Genomic DNA, 25,937 nt, shown 5'->3' with positions numbered 1-25,937 from the left:
AGTGTAGGGCGTTTATAGTGCTGCTGTATCGCTGTTTACAACTTTCCAGATGCCCGCACCAGCGGTAGGGAAATTTACACCGAAAGTATTGCCGCGAATGGCTTTATCATTGGCAAAAGCATAAAGCGGGTGCCCTTTATAAGTTACCTGTGTTTTACCAAATACGGTAATAACATCAAACTGTGTTTTATCCAAAATTGAAGGAATGCTTTGTATGCCGGCACTCAAACTTAATATCGGCCATAATGCATCATGTGTAGCATCCCCGGTCGAAAAATTATTTTTTGCATGCGCGTCTTTGGCAAACTGGTAAAGCGTAAGGCCGTTAGCATCGGTTAGGTATTGCGAAACACCCGTGCCGGCAACACCTGTGGCAAGGTATGGGTTGCCATCACCGCCAATTAACTGGGCGTTGGCAATCATTACCGTATAATCGGCTTTGGCTACAAACCATGTTTTACCAACTCCGTCGCCATTTACAGTGCCGGTTTGGGTATCCTGGGCATAGTAGTAAAGCGGCCAGCCTTTGTAAGCTGTTTGCATAGAGCCATCTGTACGGGTAATGGTAGTAAAATCAGCGGCATTTAAACCTGTGCCAATAGTAGGGCTGGCCTTGTAAAAAGGTTTCCATAACACTGCGCAACCGCCATCACAGCCCGATTTTCCGTTAGCATCTATCGCAAAAAAGTAAAGTGTTTGGTTGTTATTATCTGTAATGATGTTGCCAAATTTACTATTGGCCGATAGTTGCACACCCGTAACAGCGGGAGGAGTTGGTGCGGCATTGTCTGATTTGCTTTTGCTGCACGACGCTACCATGAACGTGAAAATCATCGCTGCTGCGATAATTAAAAGATTTTGTTTTTTAGGTTTCATTGAAGATGTTGTTAGTTAAAAAATTATTGGTTTTGTAGTCATTACGCAGGTAATTAGGTAGGGGATGCCTCGGTATAGAAATAAATATTTCTGTCGTTTTTACAGTTATTTAACTAAATCCTTTTAATGTTGGTTAGTAGGTTTTATCTTGCGAAGTATTCATTTACAACCAACATTACCTATGAGAAAGCTTGTTTCTGCTAAAACAATCGTTTTAGCATTCTTAACCAACGTGTGTTTGGCCCAGCCGAAAGCCCAATTTGTAAAGCCCGTTAATGCGGATATTAATAAGTATTATATTACTAATCAGGAACCTCTGCAACCGCAATATTTTACCAAATTACCGGTGGGTAGTGTTAAGCCCGGAGGATGGCTGCTTAAAAACCTGCAATTGCAACGGGCAGGCCTAACAGGCAATTTAGGGGAGATAAGTGTATGGCTCGGCAAAAAGGATAATGCCTGGCTGGCCAAAGATGGTAAGGGTAAATATGGCTGGGAAGAGTTACCTTACTGGCTAAAGGGTTATGCTGATATCGGGTACGTGCTTAACGACCCTAAGATGATTAAAGAAGCACGGTTTTGGATTGAAGCCGTGCTGAACAATCAGCGACCTGATGGCGATTTTGGCCCCGCAGTATTGAAGAAAGGTAAACGCGATCTGTGGACTAATATGCCAATGCTATGGTGCCTGCAATCGTACTACGAATACAGCAATGATAAGCGTGTACTGGCATTCATGACCAGATACTTTAAATGGGAACTGAGTGTACCCGATGAAGATTTTCTGAAAGATTACTGGGAACAAAGCCGTGGTGGTGATAATATGCTGAGCGTATACTGGTTGTATAACCATACCGGCGATAAATTTCTGCTGGACCTGGCTACTAAGATTGATAAAAATACGGCCGACTGGCGACAGGCTGATAACCTGCCCAACTGGCATAATGTAAACATTGCCGAAAGTTTCCGCGAACCGGCTACCTATTTTGAGCAAAGCAAAAAGAAAACAGATCTGGCGGCTACTTATAACGATTTTATACTGGTGCGCCAGCTTTACGGCCAGGTACCGGGCGGCATGTTTGGCGCTGATGAAAACGCACGCAAAGGCTACAGTGACCCCCGCCAGGCTGTTGAGACCTGTGGTATGGTAGAGCAAATGACATCAGACCAGGTATTGTTGAACTATACCGGCGATACCTTTTGGGCCGAGAATTGCGAAGATGTAGCCTTCAATACGTTCCCGGCGGCATTTATGCCCGATTATAAATCGCTTAGGTATTTAACTGCACCTAACATGGTTTTAAATGATGGTAAAAATCATTCGCCGGGTATTGATAATTCTGGTCCGTTTTTAATGATGAACCCTTTCAGTAGCCGGTGCTGCCAGCACAACCATGCGGCAGGCTGGGTTTATTATGACGAAAACTCCTGGGCTGCCACACCCGATAATGGCCTTGCCGCGCAGCTATATACCGAAGGTACTGTAAGTGCTAAAATTGCCAATGGCTCAATTGTGAAAATTATAGAAAGCACACATTATCCATTTGATGATAAAATTCGGTTTATCGTTCAGACTACTGGATCTATTGGGTTCCCTCTTTATCTAAGGGTTCCGAAATGGTGCAGTGCGCCTGTGGTTGCAGTAAATGGCCGTACTGTTGATATTAAAGGCAGCAACGCCACTTACATCAAACTCGACAATAACTGGAAAAATGGCGACCAGATCACTTTGCAACTACCAATGAAACTGGCGGTGAAAGAGTGGGACCGGAATAAAAACAGTGTAAGTATAAGCTACGGCCCATTAACTTATTCGCTATTGATACAGGAAACTTACGTGAAAGAAAGCAGCAAAAAAACAGCAATGGGCGATTCGGGCTGGCAAACGGGAGCCGATGAAAAGAAATGGCCTTCGTATGAAATTCATCCAGCCTCGGCATGGAATTATGGTTTGCTGGTAGATGCAGATCATCCCGAAAAATCATTTATTGTGGTTAAAAAGAAATGGCCAGTTGATAATAATCCTTTCACCAATAACACAGCTCCCCTACAAATTAAGGCAACCGGCAAGCTGATCCCAAGCTGGACGATAGATCAGTATGGCCTTTGCGGCGTGTTGCCCCAAAGCCCCGTAAAGGTTGATGGGCAGGTGGCTAATTTAACGCTCGTACCAAGGGGTGGCGCAAGGTTAAGGATTTCATCGTTCCCGGTTATTAAAGAGTAAAAAGTTGTTGGTGACAACACCAATAACGGCGCAGGATGGGTCGCGCGCAGAGTCCAGCCCACCATGCTTCGACGGAGCTCAGCATGACAACCCGCTTTTTGTCGTTTAAAATAAAAAGTCCCTGCTGGTAAACCTGCAGGGACTTTTTGATAGATATAGGGTCAGTAATTTTTTATAATGATTTCAGGAACGTCAGCATCGCATTCCGATCAGCTGTCGACAGGTGCGAGAAGTAAGCTTTTGATGATTCGGCCTCACCGCCATGCCACATAATGGCTTCAATTAAAGTACGGGCGCGGCCATCATGTAAGTAATAGCCGGGGCTGTTAATGGTTTCATATAAACCTAATCCCCATAATGGTGCGGTACGCCAGTCTTGTCCTCCGGCTAAATAATCGGGGCGGTTATCGGCTAAGCCGGGTCCCATATCATGCACCAGCATATCGGTATACGGGTGTATAACCTGGCTCGATAAATACGGACGGGTTACATCTACAGCAGTGGTAAAGGTTTGCTTATGGCAGTTAACGCATTTACCCAATGCAAATAATTGTTCGCCGCGTTTAACGGCAATATCCGTTGTATTTCTGCGGGCGGGTACACACAATGTCTGTGCATAAAATTTAACCGCATTTACAATCGTATCAGCAACCTCGGGGTCATCTTTTAAACCATCGTATTGCGGCTGGCCAAAGCTGCTTTCTACGGGCAGTATGCTGGTAGTTAAACCCATATCCTGGTTAAAAGCGGTTACAATCTGTGTTATAATGGTTGCTGTATTGGCTTTCCATCCAAAACGGCCTATCATTTTTGTTTTGGTATTGGCATCATATACATAGTTGGCGCGGCCTTTAATACCATCATTATTGGCATCACTAGGATCGGCGCCGGCTACGATCTGGCTTTCGGGTATGGCTTCCAGTAAGCCTAAACCAATCATTGGCGGGGCCAAACGCGGCGATAACATATAGTTTGTTGCTATAGGCGTGTACAGGTTACTTAATGTATAAGTAGGCGTACGCAGCTCATAAGGTGTACCATCATCAAGTGTGGCGGTGGTGTAAGTATAGCTGATGTTAACTTTACATTCGGGCAGTTTGCCAAAAATAGCTTTATCCTGTAACTGTAAGCCATAACCAGGTACAGCAAGCGGGCCGCCATTGGCATCGGTGCCGGGCTGGCTTATGCGCACCAGTAATGATGATTGCGATTCGCCCGCTGTAGGCAAACCAATACCATCGTTATGATGGCATGATATGCAGGATACGTTATTGTACAGTGCACCCAAGCCACTATTGATAGGGGCCGGGGCTGTTACAAATGAACGGCTGAATACATCATCGCCAACCGAATGCACATGCTCATCATAAATGCCCATGTTGGTAAACATCTGGCTAAAAGCATGACTGGTGGCGTTAAAAACAGTTTCTAACCCTCCAGAAAGGCGATCATCATAATCCTCAGCAGGTAGCGTTGATGATTTCTGGCACTGCACCATCAAAATCATCAGCGCTAATAAAATACCTATAACCTTAATCTTTCTCACGTATGTGTGCCTCTGTGGCTTAATTAGTCTTTAATGTTGGTAGTTACAAAAGTCTTCAGGTCGCCATCAAGCGAATCATGTAAGGTATTGATGGTTGCCTGTACTGCTTTTACCTGCGATTGCTGGGTGTAAATAGCTTTTTCGTAAGTAGTGGTAATGGTGCTGAATGATGCTATAGCCGCTTTCATTTGTGTTTGCAGTTTAAGATCTAACGATGCGTTTTTGGCAGCTACGATCTGGTTTAACCCTGTACCTGTTGCGCCATTGTAAGTACACATATAGGCATTATAAATACCGGTAATGTTGTTTTTAAAATCGGCAATGGAGTTGTGCGAGAAAGCAGACTCATCCTGTAAAGAATCCTGTGCTAACAGTGGCGTTTGCATTTTCGAAGCAGATACTTCATCACAGATATCGGCCATTGAGCCAACCAGGGCAACAAATAAAGCCTGGCGGGTTGCAAAAGTTGTGCTGCCACTACCTGCTGTAGTTACTTGTTTGGTGTAGTTACCACCCGATGCAGCCCAGCTGTTTACCAGTTGTTGTGTGGTGTTATATAAGCTTTGAGTAAGCGAGGTTAAATATGTTTTTTGGCGGGCGGTAATATTAGCCGCTTTTTGTGTACCACCTAAGCCGAAAATAATATACTCGATAGCGTGGAAGCCTTTCTGAGTTTCTGATAAACTACTAATATCGCTAACACCTAAAGGGTTATTGCTGGCTAACAAAGCATCAAGTTCGTTTTTATCAACCGGCCAGCTATCCATAGTTGGGTCATAGTTATTATCCTCAACCGGGCCGAACAAGAAACCTTCGCAAGCTTCCCATGGTGCGCGGGTGTTTTTCCAGGCAGTTTGTGCAGCAAGCAGGTTGGCATCAGTAGGGGTGGCAACAAATGTAGCTACAGAAGTATTTAAAATAGCCGCTTTAGTTTGCAGGTCTACATAATCCGGATTAGCCAAAACGTTAGCAAAATCAGTGATCACCTTTACTTCTAAAGCAGCATCGTTGGTTTGTACATCGTCTTTGTTCGATTTTGAACAGCTGGTTAAGGCGAATATAGAAGCGCCGATTAGTACCGGGAGTAATTTATGTTTCATATTATTTAAGATAAGTGGATGATTATTTGTCCGTTATTAATTTCTGTTGGATACTTGTGCAGTGGTTTTTCTGCCGGCCCCATAGTTACCTGGCCTTCCTGATCGAAAGTGCTGCCATGAAGGCTGCATTTAAAGCCATTACCTGTGGTTTGTAACTGGTTATCGGCATGGGTACAACGCAGCAGTAACGCAGTATAGTTACCATCGCTTTCTTTTTTAAGCGCTATGTTGTAATAGAGATTTTTAGGCTGAATGATTTGCAGATTGCCTTTATCAAAAAGCGATACAGGTACTATCACCTGCTGATTGTTGATAGCAGTTTGATAAACCGGCAATGTTGAACATGATGCCAGGCTGCCCAGCGCTATACCTGCGCCGGCTATCATACACAGCGAGCAGGTTTGCTTTAAAAAATCTCTTCTTTCCATAATTTTAAAATGAAAAAGCCATCCCCAGGTTAATGAGGTTATTATTCTGCTGATACGGCAATGCGGCCGGATTAGGGTTGATAATCAGACTAGGGTTTTGCTCGCCGGTGTGCACAATACGTACATCGGCCTTTAAAGCTATGTTACGGATAGGCAGGTAAGTTAAACCTGTAACCACATAGTTTTGATCTAAAGTGCCATCAATTACGCCGTTCGACGGGATCTTGGCATTCATATCCAGTTTCTCATCGCGCACAAACAGGATCAGTTGTTGCGGGTGTTTGTGGTGGATAAGGGCGTAAAGCAAATCGTATCCAACTTCGGCATAAGCACCGTATTCGGTTTCGGGCGTGTTATTGGCGTAGGCGCGGTTAATGCTCTGGGCATCTTTAATAGAAACGATGGTGCCTAAAGCTTTAGCTGAAAAGCCATTGTGGGCATATTGTAAATCGGCTTCGCCTAAGGCAACCGGTGCAGCAAATGTGCCCGAGTTTAGGCCAAGGCTATCTGCTTTTCTTTTGCTTACACCTACAGTTCCGCCGTAGTAGCCAGATACCTGTGCTTTTAAATCACCCACATAATACTGTAGTGATGCCGTAACCGCAAGGTTATTTGCCGATGCGTTGCGGCCTTCGAAACGGCCATCAATTAAACCAGTGCCATGTGTAAAAGCTCCGGAGTTTAGTCCGTTCATAATCCCTACTGTATAATTGATAGGCAGGCTGTTGAGGCTACCGTATAAACTTACACCCAATTCGCGCCAGGTAGCGGGGATAATAAAGGTTTCTACATAGTTACGCTCGTTACCGTTAAAGGTATTGGGCAAGTGATTTTCATTCAAAATACCAATGCGTGGGATAAATAAACCGGCAACGATGTATTGGTTGGCATTCAAGTTAAACTTTAAATAAAGTTGTTCGAAACTTACTTCGCCACCGTTTTGGCCACCAGCTACCTTGGCATCTTCAATTTCCAGCTCAGAGAAAAAAGAGATCTGGTTGTTGAATTTATGGCCGAAGAATAGCACACCACGCTCCAGGTCCATACGGGATGTTCCTAAGTTGGAATTACGCTGATAAAATGCGTTACCATAACCACCAATAGTGGTAGAGGTTTTTGACAAGTTACGTGATAATGAATCTTCCGAAGTTGTTGCAACCGGTTGTTGGGCAAACACACTAAACGAAGAAAATAAGAGCAGGATGAGAGTAAATATTTTTTGCATCGAAAAAATTTGATCGAGCAAAAGTATGCATATTTGGATTAAATCCAAATAAGAATAGCATGATGATGAAGTGATTTACAGACGTATACGTCATTTAATTGAAATTAGCCTGTTAAAAATGCCTCGCAGGAATATGATATGCAATTCTGAAGAAACTCTGAATTTTTAGATTTAATTTATATCGATTTAAAAAAAATAATGCAATAAAAAAGGCCATGCTCAATGCACGGCCTTTTTATTTATCGTTTAAATGAAAGGTTGTATTTAAGCTACAGCCTCAGCTTTGGTTAACTCCAGATCGGGTTTAGATACATCGGTTAATGCAACCTTACCACGTTCTTTCCGCAAAATACGGTTGAACATTGAGATTTCTTTGTCAAACAAAAAGCGGAAAAATAACATCGTCCATGATTTATGGTAGAACAACGTATCGTAATAGCCTGGTGCTGTTTTCTTAATTTTCGGTAAACGATTCCATGGGATAGAAGGGAAATCGTGGTGCTCATTGTGAAAGCCTACGTTAAAGGCCACCAGGTTTAAGCCGCCGTAATAGCTGTAAGTTTCCTGCTCCTCGGTATGTGTCAGGTAATGCTCCTGGATCCAGCGTGCGCCAAGTGGGTGCAAACCTACAGAGAATGAAAAGCTCAATAATAAGAAAACGATGGAGTGCCAGCCCATGAAATAATAAATAGCGCCTACAAATACAATTTGTACTAAGTAGTTTGCCGCAACCCATTTATCAAATGCTTTAATTTCTTTTAAACGCGACAAGCGGGTTAATTGAAAGAATGGGAAGAATAACAACCATAAAGCTTTACCTAAAAATGAGTTATTAATCAACTTGGCTTCCCAGTGGTTCGGTAAATCGGCATCTAACTCGTGTACGCCCTGAAAAGAGTGGTGTTTAATGTGATAATATTCGAACGAGATTGAACTCGGGAAAATTTGAGGAATGTTAGCTAGGATACCGGCCCAACGATTGGCCGAACGGTTTTTGAAAAGCAAATGGTGAGCACACTCGTGTATTAAAACAAACAAAGCGTGATCTGCAAATGCACCTAAGCAGTAGGCTGCCAAAAATACTACCCAATATGATTGATCACGTACTAACCAAGCCAAAGCAACCATAAAGGCAACCACGCCAATAATAGCAAAGATGGTGTACGGATTTTTGCCAATAAGCTCGCGGATATGCGGGAACTCCTTCAGCATTTTTTTCGTTCGGATACGGTGTGGTTCAGACTCTGATGAGTAAATGAAATCTGTTTTCTTCGTCATAAATTATTAGAAATTACCGCAAAATAAACTTTTATACCTGTTTTTTATGAATTTTTAATGAAATAAATATTTATCCGCAGTAAAAATTTTACTTAAAATGTTACGTTACTGTCAATTTATTAAGCAACGGGTTAAAGTTAAACCTAAACTTTGGATTTTTATTGTAGCAAATCTGTTGTATTTATATTAATAGAAATATACCGACAGATTAAGCTTATATATTTGCTGGCACTCAATCACACACAAAACATGTATAAATTAAAAGTAATATCAGCTACCGTACGCCCGGGCCGAAAAGGACCGCTAATTGGCCAATGGATTACCGACGAAGTAAATAAATACGGCGCTTTTGAAGCGGAACTGTTAGACCTAGGCGAGGTAAACCTGCCGCTAATGAATGAGGCCATCCACCCGGTAATGCGCAAGTACGAGCACGAACACACCAAACAATGGAGCGCCAAAATTGGAGAAGCTGATGCTTTTATTTTTGTAACTGCCGAATACGATTACAGCTACCCGGCATCATTAAAAAATGCATTAGAATATTTGGTACACGAATGGGCGTTTAAACCTGCCGGTATGGTAAGTTACTCTATCGGCCCGTTTGCAGGGGTAAGAGCGGTATCGAGCCTGAAGGCCGATCTGCTATCGTTAAAAGTGGTGTCATTATCAGAAATGGTGAACATCCCATCATTAAATGATTTCTTAAATGAAGAAGGCGCTTTTATGCCTAACGAACGGGTAATAGGCAACGCCAAAATTATGTTAGACCAATTAGTACGCTGGACTAAGGGTTTAAAAACCATCAAAGAGGATAAGTAATTAAATCTAATATCGAACACTGAATATCCAATATTGAATAATGAAGGAAAACTTCGATGTTAGATATTCAAAATTCATTATTCGATATTATAAAAAAGGTTGTAGCTTAAGCTACAACCTTTGCTTCGTTGCGCAGGCGCAACCATAGGGGTATCAATAATATAATCAGTGCAGCACATGAGTAAAGCACGGTATAGCCGATAATGTGGAAACTGTAATCAGTTACACCATTATGAAAAAGAGATTTGATCTGCGAGCCCGAAATGATAGCGCCGAGATACCCGAACGTTCTCGATAAACCAAATGACACGCCTTTTTGCGCCAGCGGGGCTTCTTTATTTAAAAGCGCCTGGTTGGCAATTATATTGATGCCTTCGGCCGTACCCATCACCAGCGTAACCAGGAAAATATAGATAACGCTGCTCTGTGTATTTAAGGTAAGCCAGCAAATGCAGGTAGCGAGCATAATCAATACTCCCCACAAATTTTGCCTGAAGGCTTTATTGCTTTTAGATACCAGGTAGCCCATTAACATGGCCATGGCCGATTCGGGCAGCATAATCAATCCCGTATTTGCAGGACTGAAATTCTTAACGGCTTCCAACCATTGCGGCATGGCATAAAGTACCTGGTATAAAACATAAGTAGTTGCCAGTGTGCGGATATAAACCAACATTAAGGCAGGATTGCTAGCCAGTAACCTTACATCAATAAATGGCGATTGTTGGCTGCGTTCCCAAAGTATCAGGGCAATTAAAAGAGCAATAGGAGGGATAATAAATAATGGTGCGAAATTATCGCCCATTAATACATATAGTAGCGACAATAAAAATGCACTGAAGATTATAATTCCTACAACATCCAGCCTTTTAAACAAACTGATGCTGCGATCTGCCGGGGCAGAACCATAATCGGGAATAGCTCGTGATAGCAAAAGCGCTATCAATACCCAGGGGATATTGATAAAGAAGATACCCCGCCAGCCAAACCATTGTGCTAGTAAACCACCCAGTACAGGTCCCAATACCATGCTGATTTGGGCAGATACTGCTATAATGCCCAAAACCTTGCCCGGCACAGGTTTGCCCTCTAATGCATATTTTTTGCTGATAAGTGCCATTGCCGAAGGATAAGCAGCCGAAGTACCCAGGCCCAGCATAATCCTCGATAAAATCAAAAACGGAAAACTTGGAGCAAAAACACCAATCAATGCGGCTAACATCACCAGGCCGAAACCTAATAGGTTGATCTTCTTCGCACTAAAAATGTCAGCCAGCCGCCCCATAAGCGGCTGGGCAATCATGGCGGTTACATAAAGCGAAGTAATGAGTATAGCGCCTTGACCAACCGTCACCTTAAATGAATTACATAAGGTAAGTAATGCCGTTGCCAGCATGGTTGAGTTAAGGGGGTTCATCATGGTGCCCAAAACAAGGGGCAACATAAATGGGTACGATACTTCTTCTTTCGCCTCGGTAGCCATCAATTAGTTTTTTTGTAATGTACTGATCACATCAGCAGTAGTACCAAGCTCACCAATACGAGGGAAGATGCTTTTTAAGCTGTTTTCGTGGGCAGATAAGTGCATGTCGGTCATGGCATCTTCTACAAAAGTGATGTTATAGCCATGTTCGCTGGCGTTACGGGCAGTGCCTTCAACACCAATGCTGGTTGCTACACCGGCCAGTACAATACCGGTAATATCTAACTTCTGCAGAATTTCGTGCAGCGGAGTGTTGTAAAAAGCGCTCCATGTATTTTTGGTAATTAAAATATCATCGGGTTGTACATCAAGCTGAGGTACCAGGTCAAAAAAGCCGCTTGCCTCCATAGCAAGGCGTGCTTGTTCAATAGCTTCTTCACCTTTAGGTGCGGTCGATTGTTCAACACGGGCTTGTGTCCATTTAGCGCCAAGGGGATTAACATTCACAAACACAATCGGCAGGTTTTTGCTGCGGAAAGCTTTAATTAGTTCGATTGATTTTTCCAGAACTTGCTCAGTCGAGTGGGCCGTAGGTAAACCCATTATTCCTTTTTGAAGGTCAATTAATACAAGCGCTGTTTTAGCGTCAATTGCAGTTATCATATTATTTGTTTTTAGATGTTATTATTTATAGTCGGCCAGCTTGTTCATTAGCACCACTGCGTCTTGTAGTATTTTCTTTTCAGTGGGCGATAGGTTTTGCTCAATCGCATTGTCCATCCATTCATCGCGCTCGTAACGGGTTTGCTCAACCATTTGCTTACCATAAGCGGTTAGGGAGATAGCAACTTTTCTTTTATCAGTTTCGGAAGGTGTTTTGGTGATGATCTCCAGCTCTTCGAGATGGGTGATAATCTGCGACATCGACTGCGCTTTCACCATCGTTGCTTCGGCCAGTTCAGATGGATACATCGAACCATTGGTGTACAGATATGAAAGTGTGGTGATCTCGGTCAGTGAAAGATTATCAGCCGACTTTACTTCACGTCTAAGCCGCTTATGCATCCGGGATACAATGTCTCTGAGGGAGGATGCCAATTCGCTGTTTTTCATAACTCATAAGGTAAACTACTAAGTTTACCTTACAAAATTACAAATTGTTATTTGAGATGCACAAATAAAAGCCCGGAATATTTATTCCGGGCTGATGAGATGACAATAAGATGTCGGTTGGGTTTAAATTTCCTCCCCTTAAGACCACGTATACCAACAAGTCTGATCTACCTAATTTCTACCCCTTATTAACGCTGTTGCAAATTGTACAGACAGTAGTGTTCCCCTAATTTAGGGGAATGCAATGACAGTGCTACCACTTCTAACGTTAATAAGGGGTAGAAACGAGATGTGAGTACACCGTATTGCTAAGAGAAAGAATTTTGCAACATAATTTTGAGACGAATTTTACATTTACTCGCCCAATATCTCATCAACAATACCAAACTCCTTGGCTTCGGTACCAACCATCCAAAAATCGCGGTCTGATACTTCGTGGACTTTCTCATAAGTTTGGCCGCTGTGTTCGGAGATGATGGTATAAATTTCCTTTTTAACTTTCAATACTTCGCGGGCAGTAATTTCAATATCAGAAGCCTGGCCCTGCACACCACCCAGCGGTTGGTGCAGCATTACCCGCGAGTGTTTTAAAGCCGCGCGTTTGCCGGGCGCACCGGCGCAAAGCAGCACCGAAGCCATGGACGCGGCCAGGCCGGTACATATAGTAGCCACATCGGGATTCACAAACTGCATGGTATCATAAATACCAAAACCAGCATAAACTGAACCGCCCGGCGAATTAATGTAGATCTGGATATCGCGTTTTTCATCTATCGATTGCAAAAACAGTAATTGTGCCTGGATAATGTTGGCCATCTGGTCTTCAATGGCAGTCCCCATAAAGATGATACGGTCCATCATCAGGCGCGAGAAAACATCCATTTGGGTAATGTTTAACTGGCGCTCTTCCATAATGTGTGGTGTCATGGCTGTGGGTATAACTGTATTGTTTACCTGCGCTATAAAGCGATCTACATGTAAACTTTGGACATGGCGATGCCCCACCGCGTATTTGCGGAACTCATTTTTATCGGTATACATAAATTGTTGGTTTACTTTTTAAACAGGCTCAGTATTTTATCGACGAAAGTTTGATGCGCCGTATTGCTGAATATTTGCTGATGCACAGCCTCTATTTCGGCCTTTAATTGTTTACGGCCATATTGCTGTACAAGCGTGTAGGTGCGTTGCTGCAGCAATACATTGCTGCGCAAATTGGTGTCCAGGATCATTTTGGCTGCGAAGAGTAAAGTATCATCCGGAGGACTTAACCTCAACAGATGATCCTCTATCTGTTTAAGCTCATTTAAGGAAGTCCTCATAAGTCAATGATTTTTGTTTAACAGTATCGCGTACCTTTTCCAGGCATTTATATTTCTGCACTGTAGCCGAGTGGGTGCTGGTATAGCCAAACAGGTCGGCCAGCTTTTTTACCGGTAGATTATCGTAGTAAAAGGACTTTAATAGTTCCATACACTTTTGCCCGGCAGTTTCGAGATAGTGCATCAGCTTTTCTGTTGCGGGCTCGTTGGCATCTTCAAAAGCTGTATCAATGTCAGCACTGTCGAAAGGAACGTTTGGCCTGTCTTCGCGATATTTTTGCATCCACAGGTTTTTGGTGATGCCCAGCAGGTAAGCCTTTTCATTAACATGGATGGCAATTTGGTTGCTTACTGCTTTTTCGTAATAAATCACCAGTGCATCCTGAAATACGTCTTTGGCTTCATCAAAGCTTCCACCCATTTTGCTTACATACTTTGCGGCAGCGGGGAAGGCTTTTTGATACAATGCTATAAAAAGTGCCTCACGGGTTGCTTTGGTATTTCCGGAAATCATTAATGCTTCCATAAATAATGCTTTTAATAACAAGTGTAAATTATCGGCAATATATCACCCGTAAAATTAAGATTTTATTTTGCAGCAATTTTTACAAGGGTAAATACGCTTATATTACCTCTATAATATTACGATCAACCTTAAAATAACGTACAAATTGAAGTCATCATATCGCCTTTTATTGGCTTTTACGCGAAAAGTTACACCTGGCTTTTTTCTGCTTTTTAGTTTTTCATCATTAAAGGCGCAAAATGTTTTTAATGGTTTAGAACCATTGTTTACCACGCCTAAAAGTTATGTAATACAGCACACCGATGCAGTGCCGAACATTGATGGCAACCTTGATGATGCCGCCTGGCAAAAAGCGCAGTGGACCGAAGATTTTGTTGATATTGAAGGCTCCCTGAAACCTTTGCCCACTTTCCGCACGCAGGTAAAAATGCTTTGGGATGATTCGACCCTGTTTATTGCTGCAAAATTGCAGGAACCAAATGTTTGGGCCATACAAACCCACCATGATGATATTATTTTTAAGGATAACGATTTCGAGATATTTATCGACCCTAATAACACCACACATCAGTATGATGAAATAGAGGTGAATGCTTTTAATAAAATATTCGATCTGTTTTTGTCGAAATCTTATCGTAACCAGGGCAACCCCTTTATAGGTTGGGATGTAAGCGGGCTGCAATCTGCAGTAAAAATTGATGGCACATTAAACAATGCCGGGGATGAAGACAAAGGCTGGACGATAGAAATGGCCATACCATTAAAATCAATCCGTACGGGTTTTACAAAAACGGTTAAAGAAGGTGAATTATGGCGCATCAATTTCTCGCGCGTAGAATGGGATACGAAGGTAGTAAACGGTAAATACGTAAAACTTACAGATGTTAAAGGTAAAAACCTGCCCGAGCATAATTGGGTATGGTCGCCGCAGGGAATTATTGATATGCATTACCCGGAACGTTGGGGATACCTGCTATTTACAAGAAAGGAAAATACACAGTTTAGCCTTCCGGATGAAGAGTCACAACGCCAGTATTTGTGGCTTATCTACTATCGGCAAAAGGAGTATCAGAGAAAGAACGGGAAATATGCGCTTGCTTTAAATGACCTGGGCAGCAACCCCAAACAAACCGTTAAAGGAAAAGATGTGCGCTTAGCAATGCAGGCTACAGAGCGCCAGTTTACCGCAACGGTTGCTATTGATGGGCAGTATGTAATACTGATTAACGATGAAGGGCTTATCAAAAGCACAGTAAATAAATAAAGCCGCTCGTTTACCGGGTGGCTTTGGTGGAATGATGCTGATTAAGTTAATTGTTATCAAGGTGTAGCAGCAACAGGCTTCATAACCAAACCTTGTGCAGGTACCCATTTATCGTACTCCATATATTTAGCAATTTGTACGGCAACATCACGGCCGCGTATTTTTTCTACCAGGTGCAAAGCACCATCAATGCCCGCCGAAATACCTGCAGTGGTTATTACCTTTCCGTTATCAACAAACCGCACGTTTGATAGTACTTTGGCTTTGGGTACATCATGCTGTAAACCCTCAATACTTTCGTGAAATGTGGTTACGGTTAAACCATCGAGCATGCCTGCTTTGCCTAGTATAAAAGCACCCGTACAAACCGAAAAATAGTACTGTGGCTTAGGCGCATCCTGCACCCACTTAATTACCGACGGTTCTTTAACAGCATTCCACGCGCTGCCACCAAAAAAGGCCAGGATATCTGCAGCTGGTGCATCATTGATACTGTACTGTGGTATTATTTTTAGTACCCCCTGTGCAACAATTGGGTCTTTGGTTTTAGATACAACGGCTACATCGAAGCCCGCGTATGAAAATACTTCCATTGGTCCGGCAAAATCTAAAACTTCTACGCCATCCTGCAGGTAGAAAAGTACTTTTAATCGTTTTAAGTTCATGTTTTTTTCGTGAGTGGCTACATCTTGCAAGGTGAGGGTCATACCGCAATGCGGGCATTTGCCGGGTTTATCGAAAGCAATTTTGTCGCAATCGTTACCGCAGGGATCGCAGAAATAAGCGGTTTTGGCTTTAGCCGCCGTTTTAGTTTGAGAAGAAGCTGGTTGTACGGTAACCACACTTAACAGTATTAATAAACAACAGAATAATATTTTCATAGCTAATAGTTTTGCTCAAATCTATAGACTACAAAGAATCAAATAAGGACAACAGCAGGCAGTATCAGGCCATTATTTCTGTCCAACCAAGTGCTGATTATTGAGTAATTGCCGCAGACTGTTCACGCTTTTTAAGCCGCAGTGCAATGCTGTAGCTTGTAAAGAGTGCCCTTCGTTTATCAGTTGTTCGGCACGTTCGGTGCGTAGCTTATCAAGGTATTCACCGATGGTTATCTGGGTAGTTTTCTTAAACGAACGGGTGAGGTTACGGGGGCTCATATTTACCTCAGCAGCGAGTTCATCAATAGATAATTTACGATCGAGCGATTGGGATAAAACATCCTGCACATGGTGGACCCGGTCATCCAAATGGTTGCGGTATTGGGTGAAGACGCTCAACTGCGGGTCGTCAATGGTCCTGCGGAAATAGATCACCACTTCTTTGGCTATCTGCGCAGCAAAATGTGCACCCCAGATCTGCTCAATAAGATAAAGTGCCAGATCAATTCCCGACGATACGCCGGCGCTGGTGTAAATATTATCTTCCTTTACAAACAGGCGGTTGGTTTGCAGCCGGGCTTTGGGATGTATTTGTTTGAAACGTTCGGCGTATTTCCAGTGGGTGGTACATTCGCGGTTATCAAGCAATTCCGCGGCAGCCAGTAAAAATGTGCCCGTGCATACCGAGCAAATAGTTACACCTTTTTGATGCTGTGCTTTTAGCCAGTATTGAAAAGAGCGGGTAGCCTCAATAAACTGATTGTCGAGCAATAATGCACTATCCAGGCCGGGCACAAACACCAGATCACCGGGATTTAAACTAAGCTGATCAAACGGTGTAAGCTGATGAAACGCCAATGCACTGCTGCTCACAGATTCGCTCTGATTGGTAATAATACTGCTGAAAAGCGAAGTTACCGGTGCACCGTAGCAAGCGGCCTCGTAAAAAATGTGAGCAGGCCCGGTAATATCAAGCAAATGCACTTTGGGTGGTATCATAAACACCGCTTGTAATTGATTTTGCTTGTTGATTTGCATAATTGAAATTAGAACAATTAGATTATATGAATAATCATTTGTTTCAAATGATATACAAAAAAAGACGTTCCTTGTTGAAAGAACGTCTTCGATAACATAAATAAGGTTTGATTTTACTCGCTTCTCAGGCTCTTAACCGGGTTAGCCATCGCTGCCTTAATAGCCTGAAAACTTACGGTTAATATGGTAATCAATAGGATGGAAGTCCCCGAAATTATAAATACACCCGGGTCAATGCTGATGCGGTAGGCAAAACCCTGCAGCCACTGGTACATTACCCACCAGGCTATCGGGAAGGCAATGGCTACGGCTATGAATACCAGTTTCAGAAAATCTTTAGCGAGCATAATAGTAATGCCGTTAACCGAAGCGCCGATTACTTTACGCACGCCAATTTCTTTCTGGCGTTTTTGTGCAGTAAAGGCTACCAGTCCGAACAAACCAAGGCATGAGATTAGTATAGCGAGGAATGAAAAATATTGAGCTATTGTAGAAACCCGTGCTTCGGTTTCGTATTGCTTTTGATAAGCTTCATCCAAAAAGTTATAAGAGAATGGGAAACCGGGATTAAAGCTTTCGTATAAATGCTGGATCCGTGCAATGGTTTCTTTTTGATCCGCACCTTTGATTCGTACCATAATTTTATACCAGGGGCTATTGTCAACAGCAAGTTCAATATATGATGGTGTAACTGCCTGGTGTAACGATTCGTAATGGAAATCTTTTACCACGCCGATAACCTGTAAAGGCTGGTTAAAAATTTTTATCGTTTTACCTACCGGGTTGGTAAGGTGCATAGCGGCAACAGCGGTTTCATTAAGTAAAACCTTATTGCTCTCATCGCCATAGTTTTTAGAGAAAGCCCTGCCCGCGGCCATTTGCATGCCCATGGTTTCCACAAACTTATAGCCGCCGTAAAAACCTTCAAAATAGGTTGTTTGGTCATTGTTGCCCTCCCAACTTACTACAGCTGTGCCAAAATTGCGGCCTACTAAATTGTGCTGGGTAAAGCTGGCATCTACCACGCCGGGTATGGTGCGTAGTTCGGCTGTGAAAGTTTCTTCATTGCCCAGGAGTTTGCCTTCCGAATCGAACCTGATCACATTATCTTTATTATAACCCGGTTTGGTTGACTGGATATATTGAATTTGCTTATAAACTACCAGCACAGCTACAATCAACATAACCGAAAGCGTGAACTGAAATACCACCAAGCCTTTACGCGCTAATAATTCTGAAAATGAAGAAGTGAATTTGCCTTTTAAAATGGCTAAAGGTTTAAACTTAGACAGATATAAAGCCGGATAACTCCCAGCTGCTAAACCTGTGAAAATGGTAATGCCGATTAGCATCAGTATTAATTGAGCATCAAAGTGCAGTTGAATTTGCTTGCCCGTTAACTGGTTAAACTGTGGTAATAACAACCAGGCAATGCCAATAGCAATGATCATAGTAAAGATGGCCATCAGCAGGGATTCGGACAGGAACTGGATAATCAACTGAATGCGCGGCGCACCAACCACTTTTTTAATGCCAACTTCTTTCATTCGCCCAGATGCTTTGGCGGTAGAAAGGTTCATGAAATTAATACAGGCAATAACTAATATAAATATGGCAACCAATGAGAAGAGTTTAACATACTCGGCCCGGCCGCTTACCCGCGAGCCGTGAATGAAGGTGTTTTGTAAGTAATTATCAGAAAAACGGGTAACAAAGGTAGTCCTCGCGGTATCTTTGCTGTTTTTGGTTACCAGGCTGGCAATTTTTTTATTAAAAGCATCAATGTCTGTGCCTTTTTTCAACATTACAAAGTTGTGCGGGCCGCCGTTTTCCCAGCTTTTAACCCATTGCTGTCCGGGTACTTCGGCCAGATAATCGAACGACAGCGTAAAATCAAATTGTTGGGATGAATGCGCAGGTAATTTTTCGAACACACCCGATACATAGAAATATTTATCCTGCTGAAACTTGATGGGTTTGCCAATCGCATTATCCGTAGTACCGAACAGCTTTTTCGCTAATTCATCAGAAATTACAATGCCGTTTTTATTGTTGAGCACTTTACCTCGTTCACCCTGCAGCATTTTAAAAGAGAAAATGTTGAAATAATCCTTCCCCGCGTACTGACCAACGGCCTTGATGTTTTTATCACCATTGCTCAAGGTAAATTTCTGAAACCAATCCGGCGGGGCAATTGCAGCGGCATATTGCACTTCTGGGTTTTGCAGTTTTAGTACTTCGCTCACTAAACCTGATGATTCATCCGTTAATTGCTGGTTGCCACCTTTACGGTGCTCCATTACCTGGTAAATCTGGTCGTTTTTGTCAAAAAACTTGTCGTAGCTTACCTCATCGTGCACCCACAAATAAATAAGCAGGGTGCAGGCTAAGCCGGCAGAAAGGCCTAATACATTAAGCAGGGTAAATTGCTTGTCTTTAACGAGGTTACGCCAGGCAATTTTTAGGTAATTTCTGATCATGATACTGCGCTTTAGGGAAAACAAAATTGGATTTTACGCTGTAATATGTTTAAATATTATGCCTGTTTTATAATGTATTGATTATTAGTATTTTAATTGATGTTTCTATTTCTGAGTGTATCGAAACCGAACACTCAACGTTCGGTTTTAACACTACAGCGCATCCAGATAGATTTATAAGTATTATTTGTGTCTAAATTTTAATAATAATATATTATTTATATAAAATTAACATACTGTGATAATTGGTAGATATTTAAATAGTTGCGTTTGTAAACTATATATGCTGTTTTTGCACTTTAGAGAAGGCTTGTGAATTATCTTATTATTTTTTATATAATAAGATAATAATAAGTCTATATTAGATTATTGGTTTAGATAATCTTAATATTATGGAAAAGAAATCGAATGTTAAACTGGCTGGTAGTTATAAGGCGTTACCCCAGGCCAAAAAGCTTAAAGAAGCAGATCAGGAACAGACAGTTGAGGTAACTGTGCGCTTACGCCGTAAAAAGAAATTACCTGCCGATGCTATTATGGGTAAGCACCTTACCCGTAAAGAATATGAAACCGATTACGCCGCCGAGCAAAGCGATGCAGACAAAGTTGAAGCCTTTGCTCATGCTCACAATTTAACCACAGTTGATGTTAACCTGGCACGCCGGAGCGTAATATTGAGTGGCAAGATCAGCGACTTACAAACTGCGTTTAATGTTACCGTTAAAACTTACAGAAAAGCATCAACTAATTACCGCACTCTAACCGGGGAGATCCACGTGCCTGATGATTTGCAGGATATTGTTGCCGGTGTGTTTGGGTTAGATAATCACCCTATTGCACGGCCAATGTTTCAAACTCCTAAAGGTGGGATAGTTTCACATGCAGCGGCTCCGCAATCATTTACCCCAAATCAATTGGCTAAAATATATGGTTTCCCAACCGGCGTAACAGGTAAAGGGCAGTGTATAGCCATTATTGAACTGGGCGGAGGGTTCAGGACTACCGATATCACCAATTATTTTAAAGGCTTAAAAATCACCACACCTACAGTAAAAGCAATTGCAGTAGATGGCGGCAAAAACAGCCCATCAACAGCCAATGGACCGGATGGCGAAGTAATGCTGGATATTGAAGTAGCTGGTGCCGTAGCACCCGGTGCAACTTTGGCCGTATATTTTACGCCCAATACCGATAAAGGTTTCCTGGATGCCATAACCAAAGCCATTCACGATACACAGAATAAGCCATCCGTAATATCTATCAGCTGGGGGTCGGCAGAAGTTAACTGGACCCAACAGGCTTTGGATAATTTTAACGAATCATTTAAAACAGCATCAGCTTTGGGTATCACCATCTGTGTAGCAGCAGGTGATAGTGGCTCGCGCGACGATGAAACCGATGGTAAAGTTCACGTTGATTTCCCGGCATCAAGCCCTTATGTACTGGCATGCGGTGGTACTAAGCTAACAGTTAACGGCACAAAAATTACAAATGAAGTGGTATGGCACGAGTCTACCAGTTCGGCTTCCGGCGGTGGTGTAAGTAATTATTTCCCACTGCCCGATTATCAGACAAAAGCTAACGTGCCACTGGCGCTCGATACCAAATTTAAAGGCCGCGGCCTGCCCGATGTTGCCGGTAACGCCGACCCTAATACAGGCTACCAGGTACTGGTTGATGGGCAGCAAATGGTTATTGGCGGTACAAGTGCTGTTGCACCGTTAATGGCCGGTTTAATAGCCTTACTTAACGAGCAGAAAAAGAAACCCGCCGGCTTTATTAATCCAACCCTGTATTCAACGCCTAATTTGTGCCGCGATATTACATCGGGCGATAATAAGACCACCAGTAAAAAAACAGGTTATACCGCAGCCATTGGCTGGGATGCCTGTACAGGTTGGGGCGTGTTATCAAAATTATAATATCGATAGCTAAAATATCCGGTATTAATAAGCCCTGCATATTACATGCAGGGCTTATTTTTTATAACCTGAATAGTTAAATAAATAAACTAATGAATTTAAATTGTATGATTAACATTTATTCATAACTTAGCGTAAGCAGTAACTCTCAATGCTGCCAAACCAATTATAAATATTTATGCGTGCCAAAAGTTTACTTTTAATAGCGGTATTTGCTGTTATTCTGCAATCCATTGCATATTCGCAAAACGATAAATATCAGTTCTCTCATCTGGATATTAATAATGGTTTATCAAGTAACCAGATCAACTGCATTTTTAAAGATTCGAAAGGGTTTATGTGGTTCGGTACTACTTCGGGACTAAACAGGTACGATGGGTATAAATTCAGGGTGTTTAAAAATGAGAGCAAAGACACCTCCTCTATATCAGATAACTACGTTTCGCGTATTTATGAAGGGCCGGGAAAAAAGATGTGGGTATATACACATAATAATTACAGCATTTATGATCCTGCAACCGAAAAATTTTACAACAATATAAATCCCGAACTAGCCCGGCTGCAGATACTAACTAACGATCTGGGCTTTATTAAAAAAGATTCAAGAGGTAACTACTGGTTCTCAACCAGCGAGAAAGGTCTTTATTGTTATCACGAAGCGAGCAATACCACCACTTACTATAGTCAGTCATTCGCATCAAAACCTACCCTGCATTCTAACTGGGTTATGGATATGGTTGATTGCGGCAATGGTAATGTTTGGTTGATTTATAGCGACGGGGTGTTCGAAAAATTGGATGTTGCGCATCATAAAATTGTAGACAGGGCTGCATTGCCAGCCTCAATCTGCCAGAACAAAGCCCCGGTAAATTTTTCAATACAGCTTGATAACGACCGGAAACTATGGATCTGGGCGGCTGCCAAATCGGTAGGGGTTTATTCATACAACACCGGCAGTAAAACGCTTAAACATTATTCAAAAGAAACTCCCGGTAGCCTGCTTAATTCAAATATTATCAACAGTGTAATTATTGGCGATGATCACAAAATATGGATAGGTACAGACCATGGAGGTATTAATGTTATAGACCCCAAAACTGATAAAGTGACTTACCTTTTGCCTCATGAAGACGACCCCAAATCGTTAATGGGTGATAACGTGGTGTTGTATAAGGATCAGGATGGGATTATCTGGGCGGGTACTTATAAACAAGGGATCAGTTATTATCATAAAGGGATTTTTCAGTTCCCTGTAATCAGGCGTTTTCCATCGGATAAAGCAAGTTTACCTGCCGAAGATGTGGATTGTTTTGAAGAAGACCACAAAGGCAATTTATGGGTGGGCACCAACGGCGGCGGTTTAATTTATTACGATCAAAACAAGCATCAGTTTACCAATTATAAACATAACCCCAATAATATAAATAGTTTAACAGGTGATGTAGTAGTTAGTTTATGCATCGATCATGAAGGGAAGCTTTGGATAGGTACTTATTTTGGCGGCCTGGATTGTTTTGATGGTAAAACTTTTACCCATTACAGGGCCGATGATAAAAATGCAGGCGCTATACTCGACGACCGTATTTATACAATTTTTGAAGACAAGGTTTACAACATCTGGGTGGGGACTTTTGCCGGGGGCGTTAATATTTTCAATCGCAAAACGCAAACATTTTCTGCCCCTTATAACAAAGCTTTAAATTCGAGATATATAGGTGTGCTATATCCCGATAAAAAGGGTAATGTTTGGGTAGGCGAAGACAAAGGACTCGATTTTATTAATACTCAAACCCATAAGGTAACCCATTATATCCATAATGCACATAATGCCAATAGCCTGGTTGCAAGGGATGTGAATTGCCTTATTGAAGACCGCCGGCAATTGGTATGGATTGGCACTAAAGGCGGGTTAAGTATTTTAAACCCGGTTACCAATCAATTTACAAACCTCGATGGTGAAAAAGGCTTGCCAGCCAATAATATAGTTAATATACTGGAAGATAAACAAGGCCGTATATGGTGCAGCACAACCAGGGGGGTAACATGCATTACTTTAACAGGTGCAGCCAATAATTACAAATTCGATATTAAAAATTTCGACGAAAGCGATGGTTTGCAGGGGAGGGAGTTTAACGTAAACGCTGCCTTTAAAACCCGCGAAGGGAAGTTGATATTTGGTGGGGCGCATGGCTTTAACCTGTTCGATCCGGCACAGATTGGCATCTCTTCACACAAACCTCCGCTTGTATTTACCGATTTGCAATTATTTAACAAGAGTGTTGTTGTGGGCGATACCATTAAGGGAAGTGTTGTTTTAGAAAAATCCATCTCAGATACAAAGGCTATCGTTTTTAACCATAGTCAAAACGTATTTAGCTTAGAATTTGCCGCCTGCGATTTCTTTAACCCTAACAAGGTTCAGTATCAATATCAGTTAGAGGGTTTTGATAAAACCTGGCTTAGCACATCGGCCAATACCCGGCGCGCTACCTATACCAATCTTGATGCAGGCGATTATATTTTTAAAGTAAAAGCATTCAATAGCAATAATGTTAAAAACGCAAGTTATATAAACCTGAAAATTACCGTGTTGCCGCCATTCTGGAAATCACCATTGGCTTACCTGTTATACTTCCTTGGTTTTGTGGCTTCCTTATTTTACATCAGGCATCGCGGTATTTTAAAACTAAAAACAGAGTTTGCCGCCCAACAGCATCAGCTCGAGATCGAACGCAAAGCAGCACACGAAGTTCTGGAAGCTCGTCGCATGCACGAGTTGGATTTAATGAAGATCAAATTCTTTACCAATGTAAGTCATGAGTTCCGCACGCCGTTATCGCTCATACTATCACCAATTGAACAACTGATAAAAATTAACGAAAAGCCCGAGCAACAGCAACAATTGCAAATGATTAAGAGGAACGGCCGGCGTCTGTTAAACCTGGTTAACCAGTTGCTCGATTTCAGGAAGATGGAGTTTAAGGAACTGAAACTAAGCCTTACAAGGGGTGATATTGTTGCTTTCGTTAAAGAGATTTCGTGTTCGTTTACCGATATCGCGCAGCAGAAGAATTTACGCTATGTGTTTGATTCTGAAATAGAAACTTTGATAACCGAATTTGACCATGATAAACTGGAACGCATCCTTTTCAACCTGCTCTCAAACGCATTTAAGTTTACACCATCAGGGGGCCACATTTGTATTTTGCTTAGCCTGAATAAAAACGAAAGCACCGAAAAACAGCAAATGCTGGAGATTAAGGTAATAGATACAGGTATTGGTATTACTACCGATAAACAGGATAAGATCTTCGAACGTTTCTTCCAGGATGATATGCCGCAGAACCTGTTAAACCAGGGGAGTGGGATAGGGCTGTCCATTACCCGCGAATTTGTTAAAATGCATGGCGGGGAAATTAGCGTGGAGAGTGAACCCAATCATGGTAGCTGCTTTACCATACTGCTGCCTGTAGTTGCAGAAAGTAATTTGTTGGCAGAACCAACTGTAATTGGCACCGAACCCGAAGCTAAGAGAATTAAAGAAGACATACTGCGTTCAAATAAAAAACCGGTGGTATTGCTGATCGAGGATAATGATGATATGCGTTTTTATCTGAAGGATAACCTGAAACATCAGTTTACCATTATTGAGGCCTGCAACGGAAAAGAGGGCTGGCAAAAAACACTGGCTATCCACCCTAACCTGGTAGTGAGCGACATTAGCATGCCCGAAATGAATGGCATTGAGCTAAGCAAGAAGATTAAGGCTGACAGCAGGACAACACATATCCCGATTATACTGCTTACTGCCTTAAACGAGCCTGAAGATCAACTTTTGGGGCTCGAAAGTGGTGCGAACGATTATATCACCAAGCCGTTTAACTTCGAGATCCTATTATCAAAAATTAAGAACCTGTTGCTTTTACAGGAAACATTGAAGAAGACCTACCAGAAACAGCAGGACGTTAAAGTAGAGCAGATTGAAGTGGCATCAGAGGATGATAAGTTTATCAAGAATGCTGTTAAAATAGTAGAAGCCAACATCACCAATGCCAATTTCTCGGTAGAAGAATTGAGCAGGTTGATGTTGTTAAGCCGTGTATCGCTGTATAAAAAACTGCTTACGCTTACCGGCAAAACACCGGTTGATTTTATCAGGAATATCCGTCTCGAAAAAGCAGTACAGCTATTAGAAAAAAGCAAGCTTAACATAGCCAACGTAGCTTACGAAGTTGGCTTTGCCAACCCTACCTATTTCGCCAAAGTTTTCCGCGAAGAGTATGGCATGTTACCATCAGAATATATTCTCCAATTAAAGAAAAAGGAAATTTTAGATACGGTATAGTATTTCTCCGCATTTTCACTCCCATTAACCAGAAGCCCGATAAGGGCTTTTGGCGTATTATTTGCCCCCTTAGTGTTATTTATACAATGCTATTTTTGTTAATTATAGCATCAAAAAATCCGTA

At 42.1% G+C, this 25,937-nt stretch carries 20 protein-coding genes; 5 read left to right on the top strand and 15 right to left on the bottom strand.

Translation table 11 applies throughout. From position 1 onward, the window contains the following. Nucleotides 1-12 precede the first annotated feature (12 nt). Entirely contained in the window at nucleotides 13-876 is an 864-nt protein-coding gene (locus PQO05_RS20320) for a hypothetical protein (RefSeq protein ID WP_273629278.1), read from the bottom strand. A 181-nt stretch (nucleotides 877-1,057) separates the two neighbouring features. On the opposite strand from PQO05_RS20320, the gene PQO05_RS20315 reads away from it, so the two are divergent. Next, the gene (locus tag PQO05_RS20315; RefSeq protein ID WP_273629277.1) at nucleotides 1,058-3,100 is read left to right on the top strand and encodes a beta-L-arabinofuranosidase domain-containing protein; all 2,043 of its coding nucleotides are present in this window, start codon (nucleotides 1,058-1,060) and stop codon (nucleotides 3,098-3,100) included. 172 nt (nucleotides 3,101-3,272) lie between these two features. Here PQO05_RS20315 and PQO05_RS20310 read toward each other — a convergent pair whose 3' ends face one another. The 5 genes from PQO05_RS20310 to PQO05_RS20290 form a co-directional block, all read right to left on the bottom strand. Further along, a complete protein-coding gene (locus PQO05_RS20310; protein ID WP_273629276.1) occupies nucleotides 3,273-4,646 on the bottom strand; it encodes a di-heme oxidoreductase family protein in 1,374 nt (457 codons plus the stop codon). Between the two features lie 23 nt (nucleotides 4,647-4,669). Beyond that, nucleotides 4,670-5,746 (bottom strand): imelysin family protein, encoded by a 1,077-nt coding sequence (locus PQO05_RS20305; RefSeq protein ID WP_273629275.1) that lies wholly within the window; start codon nucleotides 5,744-5,746, stop codon nucleotides 4,670-4,672. A 5-nt stretch (nucleotides 5,747-5,751) separates the two neighbouring features. Beyond that, nucleotides 5,752-6,174, bottom strand: a complete 423-nt coding sequence (locus tag PQO05_RS20300) for a QcrA and Rieske domain-containing protein (protein WP_273629274.1) — start codon at nucleotides 6,172-6,174, stop codon at nucleotides 5,752-5,754. Nucleotides 6,175-6,178: 4 nt separating this feature from the next. Beyond that, entirely contained in the window at nucleotides 6,179-7,399 is a 1,221-nt protein-coding gene (locus PQO05_RS20295) for a hypothetical protein (protein ID WP_273629273.1), read from the bottom strand. A gap of 264 nt (nucleotides 7,400-7,663) precedes the next feature. Then, nucleotides 7,664-8,677: a fatty acid desaturase gene (locus tag PQO05_RS20290; protein WP_273629272.1), complete on the bottom strand. Its 1,014-nt coding sequence runs from the start codon at nucleotides 8,675-8,677 to the stop codon at nucleotides 7,664-7,666. Nucleotides 8,678-8,926: 249 nt separating this feature from the next. On the opposite strand from PQO05_RS20290, the gene PQO05_RS20285 reads away from it, so the two are divergent. Beyond that, complete coding sequence (locus tag PQO05_RS20285) at nucleotides 8,927-9,499, top strand: NADPH-dependent FMN reductase (protein ID WP_273629271.1); 573 nt, start codon at nucleotides 8,927-8,929, stop codon at nucleotides 9,497-9,499. A 106-nt stretch (nucleotides 9,500-9,605) separates the two neighbouring features. Here PQO05_RS20285 and PQO05_RS20280 read toward each other — a convergent pair whose 3' ends face one another. The 6 genes from PQO05_RS20280 to PQO05_RS20255 all read right to left on the bottom strand — a co-directional run bounded on the left by PQO05_RS20280 (nucleotide 9,606) and on the right by PQO05_RS20255 (nucleotide 13,883). Beyond that, nucleotides 9,606-10,982: an MFS transporter gene (locus PQO05_RS20280; RefSeq protein WP_273629270.1), complete on the bottom strand. Its 1,377-nt coding sequence runs from the start codon at nucleotides 10,980-10,982 to the stop codon at nucleotides 9,606-9,608. A 3-nt stretch (nucleotides 10,983-10,985) separates the two neighbouring features. Continuing rightward, nucleotides 10,986-11,585, bottom strand: a complete 600-nt coding sequence (locus tag PQO05_RS20275; protein WP_273629269.1) for an isochorismatase family protein — start codon at nucleotides 11,583-11,585, stop codon at nucleotides 10,986-10,988. Nucleotides 11,586-11,606: 21 nt separating this feature from the next. Continuing rightward, nucleotides 11,607-12,035 (bottom strand): MarR family winged helix-turn-helix transcriptional regulator, encoded by a 429-nt coding sequence (locus PQO05_RS20270; RefSeq protein WP_273629268.1) that lies wholly within the window; start codon nucleotides 12,033-12,035, stop codon nucleotides 11,607-11,609. A 354-nt stretch (nucleotides 12,036-12,389) separates the two neighbouring features. After that, nucleotides 12,390-13,076: an ATP-dependent Clp protease proteolytic subunit gene (locus PQO05_RS20265; RefSeq protein ID WP_273629267.1), complete on the bottom strand. Its 687-nt coding sequence runs from the start codon at nucleotides 13,074-13,076 to the stop codon at nucleotides 12,390-12,392. Between the two features lie 11 nt (nucleotides 13,077-13,087). Next, nucleotides 13,088-13,357, bottom strand: coding sequence for a hypothetical protein (locus tag PQO05_RS20260; RefSeq protein ID WP_273629265.1), 270 nt, complete (start codon nucleotides 13,355-13,357; stop codon nucleotides 13,088-13,090). Continuing rightward, a complete protein-coding gene (locus PQO05_RS20255; RefSeq protein ID WP_273629264.1) occupies nucleotides 13,338-13,883 on the bottom strand; it encodes an RNA polymerase sigma factor in 546 nt (181 codons plus the stop codon). The genes PQO05_RS20260 and PQO05_RS20255 overlap by 20 nt, the downstream gene beginning before the upstream one ends. 145 nt (nucleotides 13,884-14,028) lie before the next feature. On the opposite strand from PQO05_RS20255, the gene PQO05_RS20250 reads away from it, so the two are divergent. Next, complete coding sequence (locus tag PQO05_RS20250) at nucleotides 14,029-15,147, top strand: carbohydrate-binding family 9-like protein (protein ID WP_273629263.1); 1,119 nt, start codon at nucleotides 14,029-14,031, stop codon at nucleotides 15,145-15,147. A gap of 56 nt (nucleotides 15,148-15,203) precedes the next feature. Here the strand turns inward: PQO05_RS20250 and PQO05_RS20245 are convergent, their stop codons facing one another. The 3 genes from PQO05_RS20245 to PQO05_RS20235 all read right to left on the bottom strand — a co-directional run bounded on the left by PQO05_RS20245 (nucleotide 15,204) and on the right by PQO05_RS20235 (nucleotide 19,546). Next, nucleotides 15,204-16,028, bottom strand: coding sequence for a DJ-1/PfpI family protein (locus PQO05_RS20245; protein ID WP_273629262.1), 825 nt, complete (start codon nucleotides 16,026-16,028; stop codon nucleotides 15,204-15,206). Nucleotides 16,029-16,100: 72 nt separating this feature from the next. Then, the gene (locus tag PQO05_RS20240; protein WP_273629261.1) at nucleotides 16,101-17,066 is read right to left on the bottom strand and encodes a GlxA family transcriptional regulator; all 966 of its coding nucleotides are present in this window, start codon (nucleotides 17,064-17,066) and stop codon (nucleotides 16,101-16,103) included. A gap of 113 nt (nucleotides 17,067-17,179) precedes the next feature. Next, nucleotides 17,180-19,546 (bottom strand): ABC transporter permease, encoded by a 2,367-nt coding sequence (locus PQO05_RS20235; RefSeq protein ID WP_273629260.1) that lies wholly within the window; start codon nucleotides 19,544-19,546, stop codon nucleotides 17,180-17,182. Nucleotides 19,547-19,938: 392 nt separating this feature from the next. Here PQO05_RS20235 and PQO05_RS20230 point away from each other — a divergent pair, with 392 nt between their 5' ends. After that, nucleotides 19,939-21,468, top strand: coding sequence for a S53 family peptidase (locus tag PQO05_RS20230; RefSeq protein ID WP_273629259.1), 1,530 nt, complete (start codon nucleotides 19,939-19,941; stop codon nucleotides 21,466-21,468). 178 nt (nucleotides 21,469-21,646) lie between these two features. Then, complete coding sequence (locus tag PQO05_RS20225; protein ID WP_273629258.1) at nucleotides 21,647-25,813, top strand: hybrid sensor histidine kinase/response regulator transcription factor; 4,167 nt, start codon at nucleotides 21,647-21,649, stop codon at nucleotides 25,811-25,813. Nucleotides 25,814-25,937 lie beyond the last annotated feature (124 nt).

Origin of the sequence: Mucilaginibacter jinjuensis, assembly GCF_028596025.1 — a bacterium.
Taxonomy (GTDB): domain Bacteria; phylum Bacteroidota; class Bacteroidia; order Sphingobacteriales; family Sphingobacteriaceae; genus Mucilaginibacter; species Mucilaginibacter jinjuensis.
Note: the sequence above shows the minus strand (reverse complement) of the source record. Positions and strands in the feature narration are given on the sequence as shown.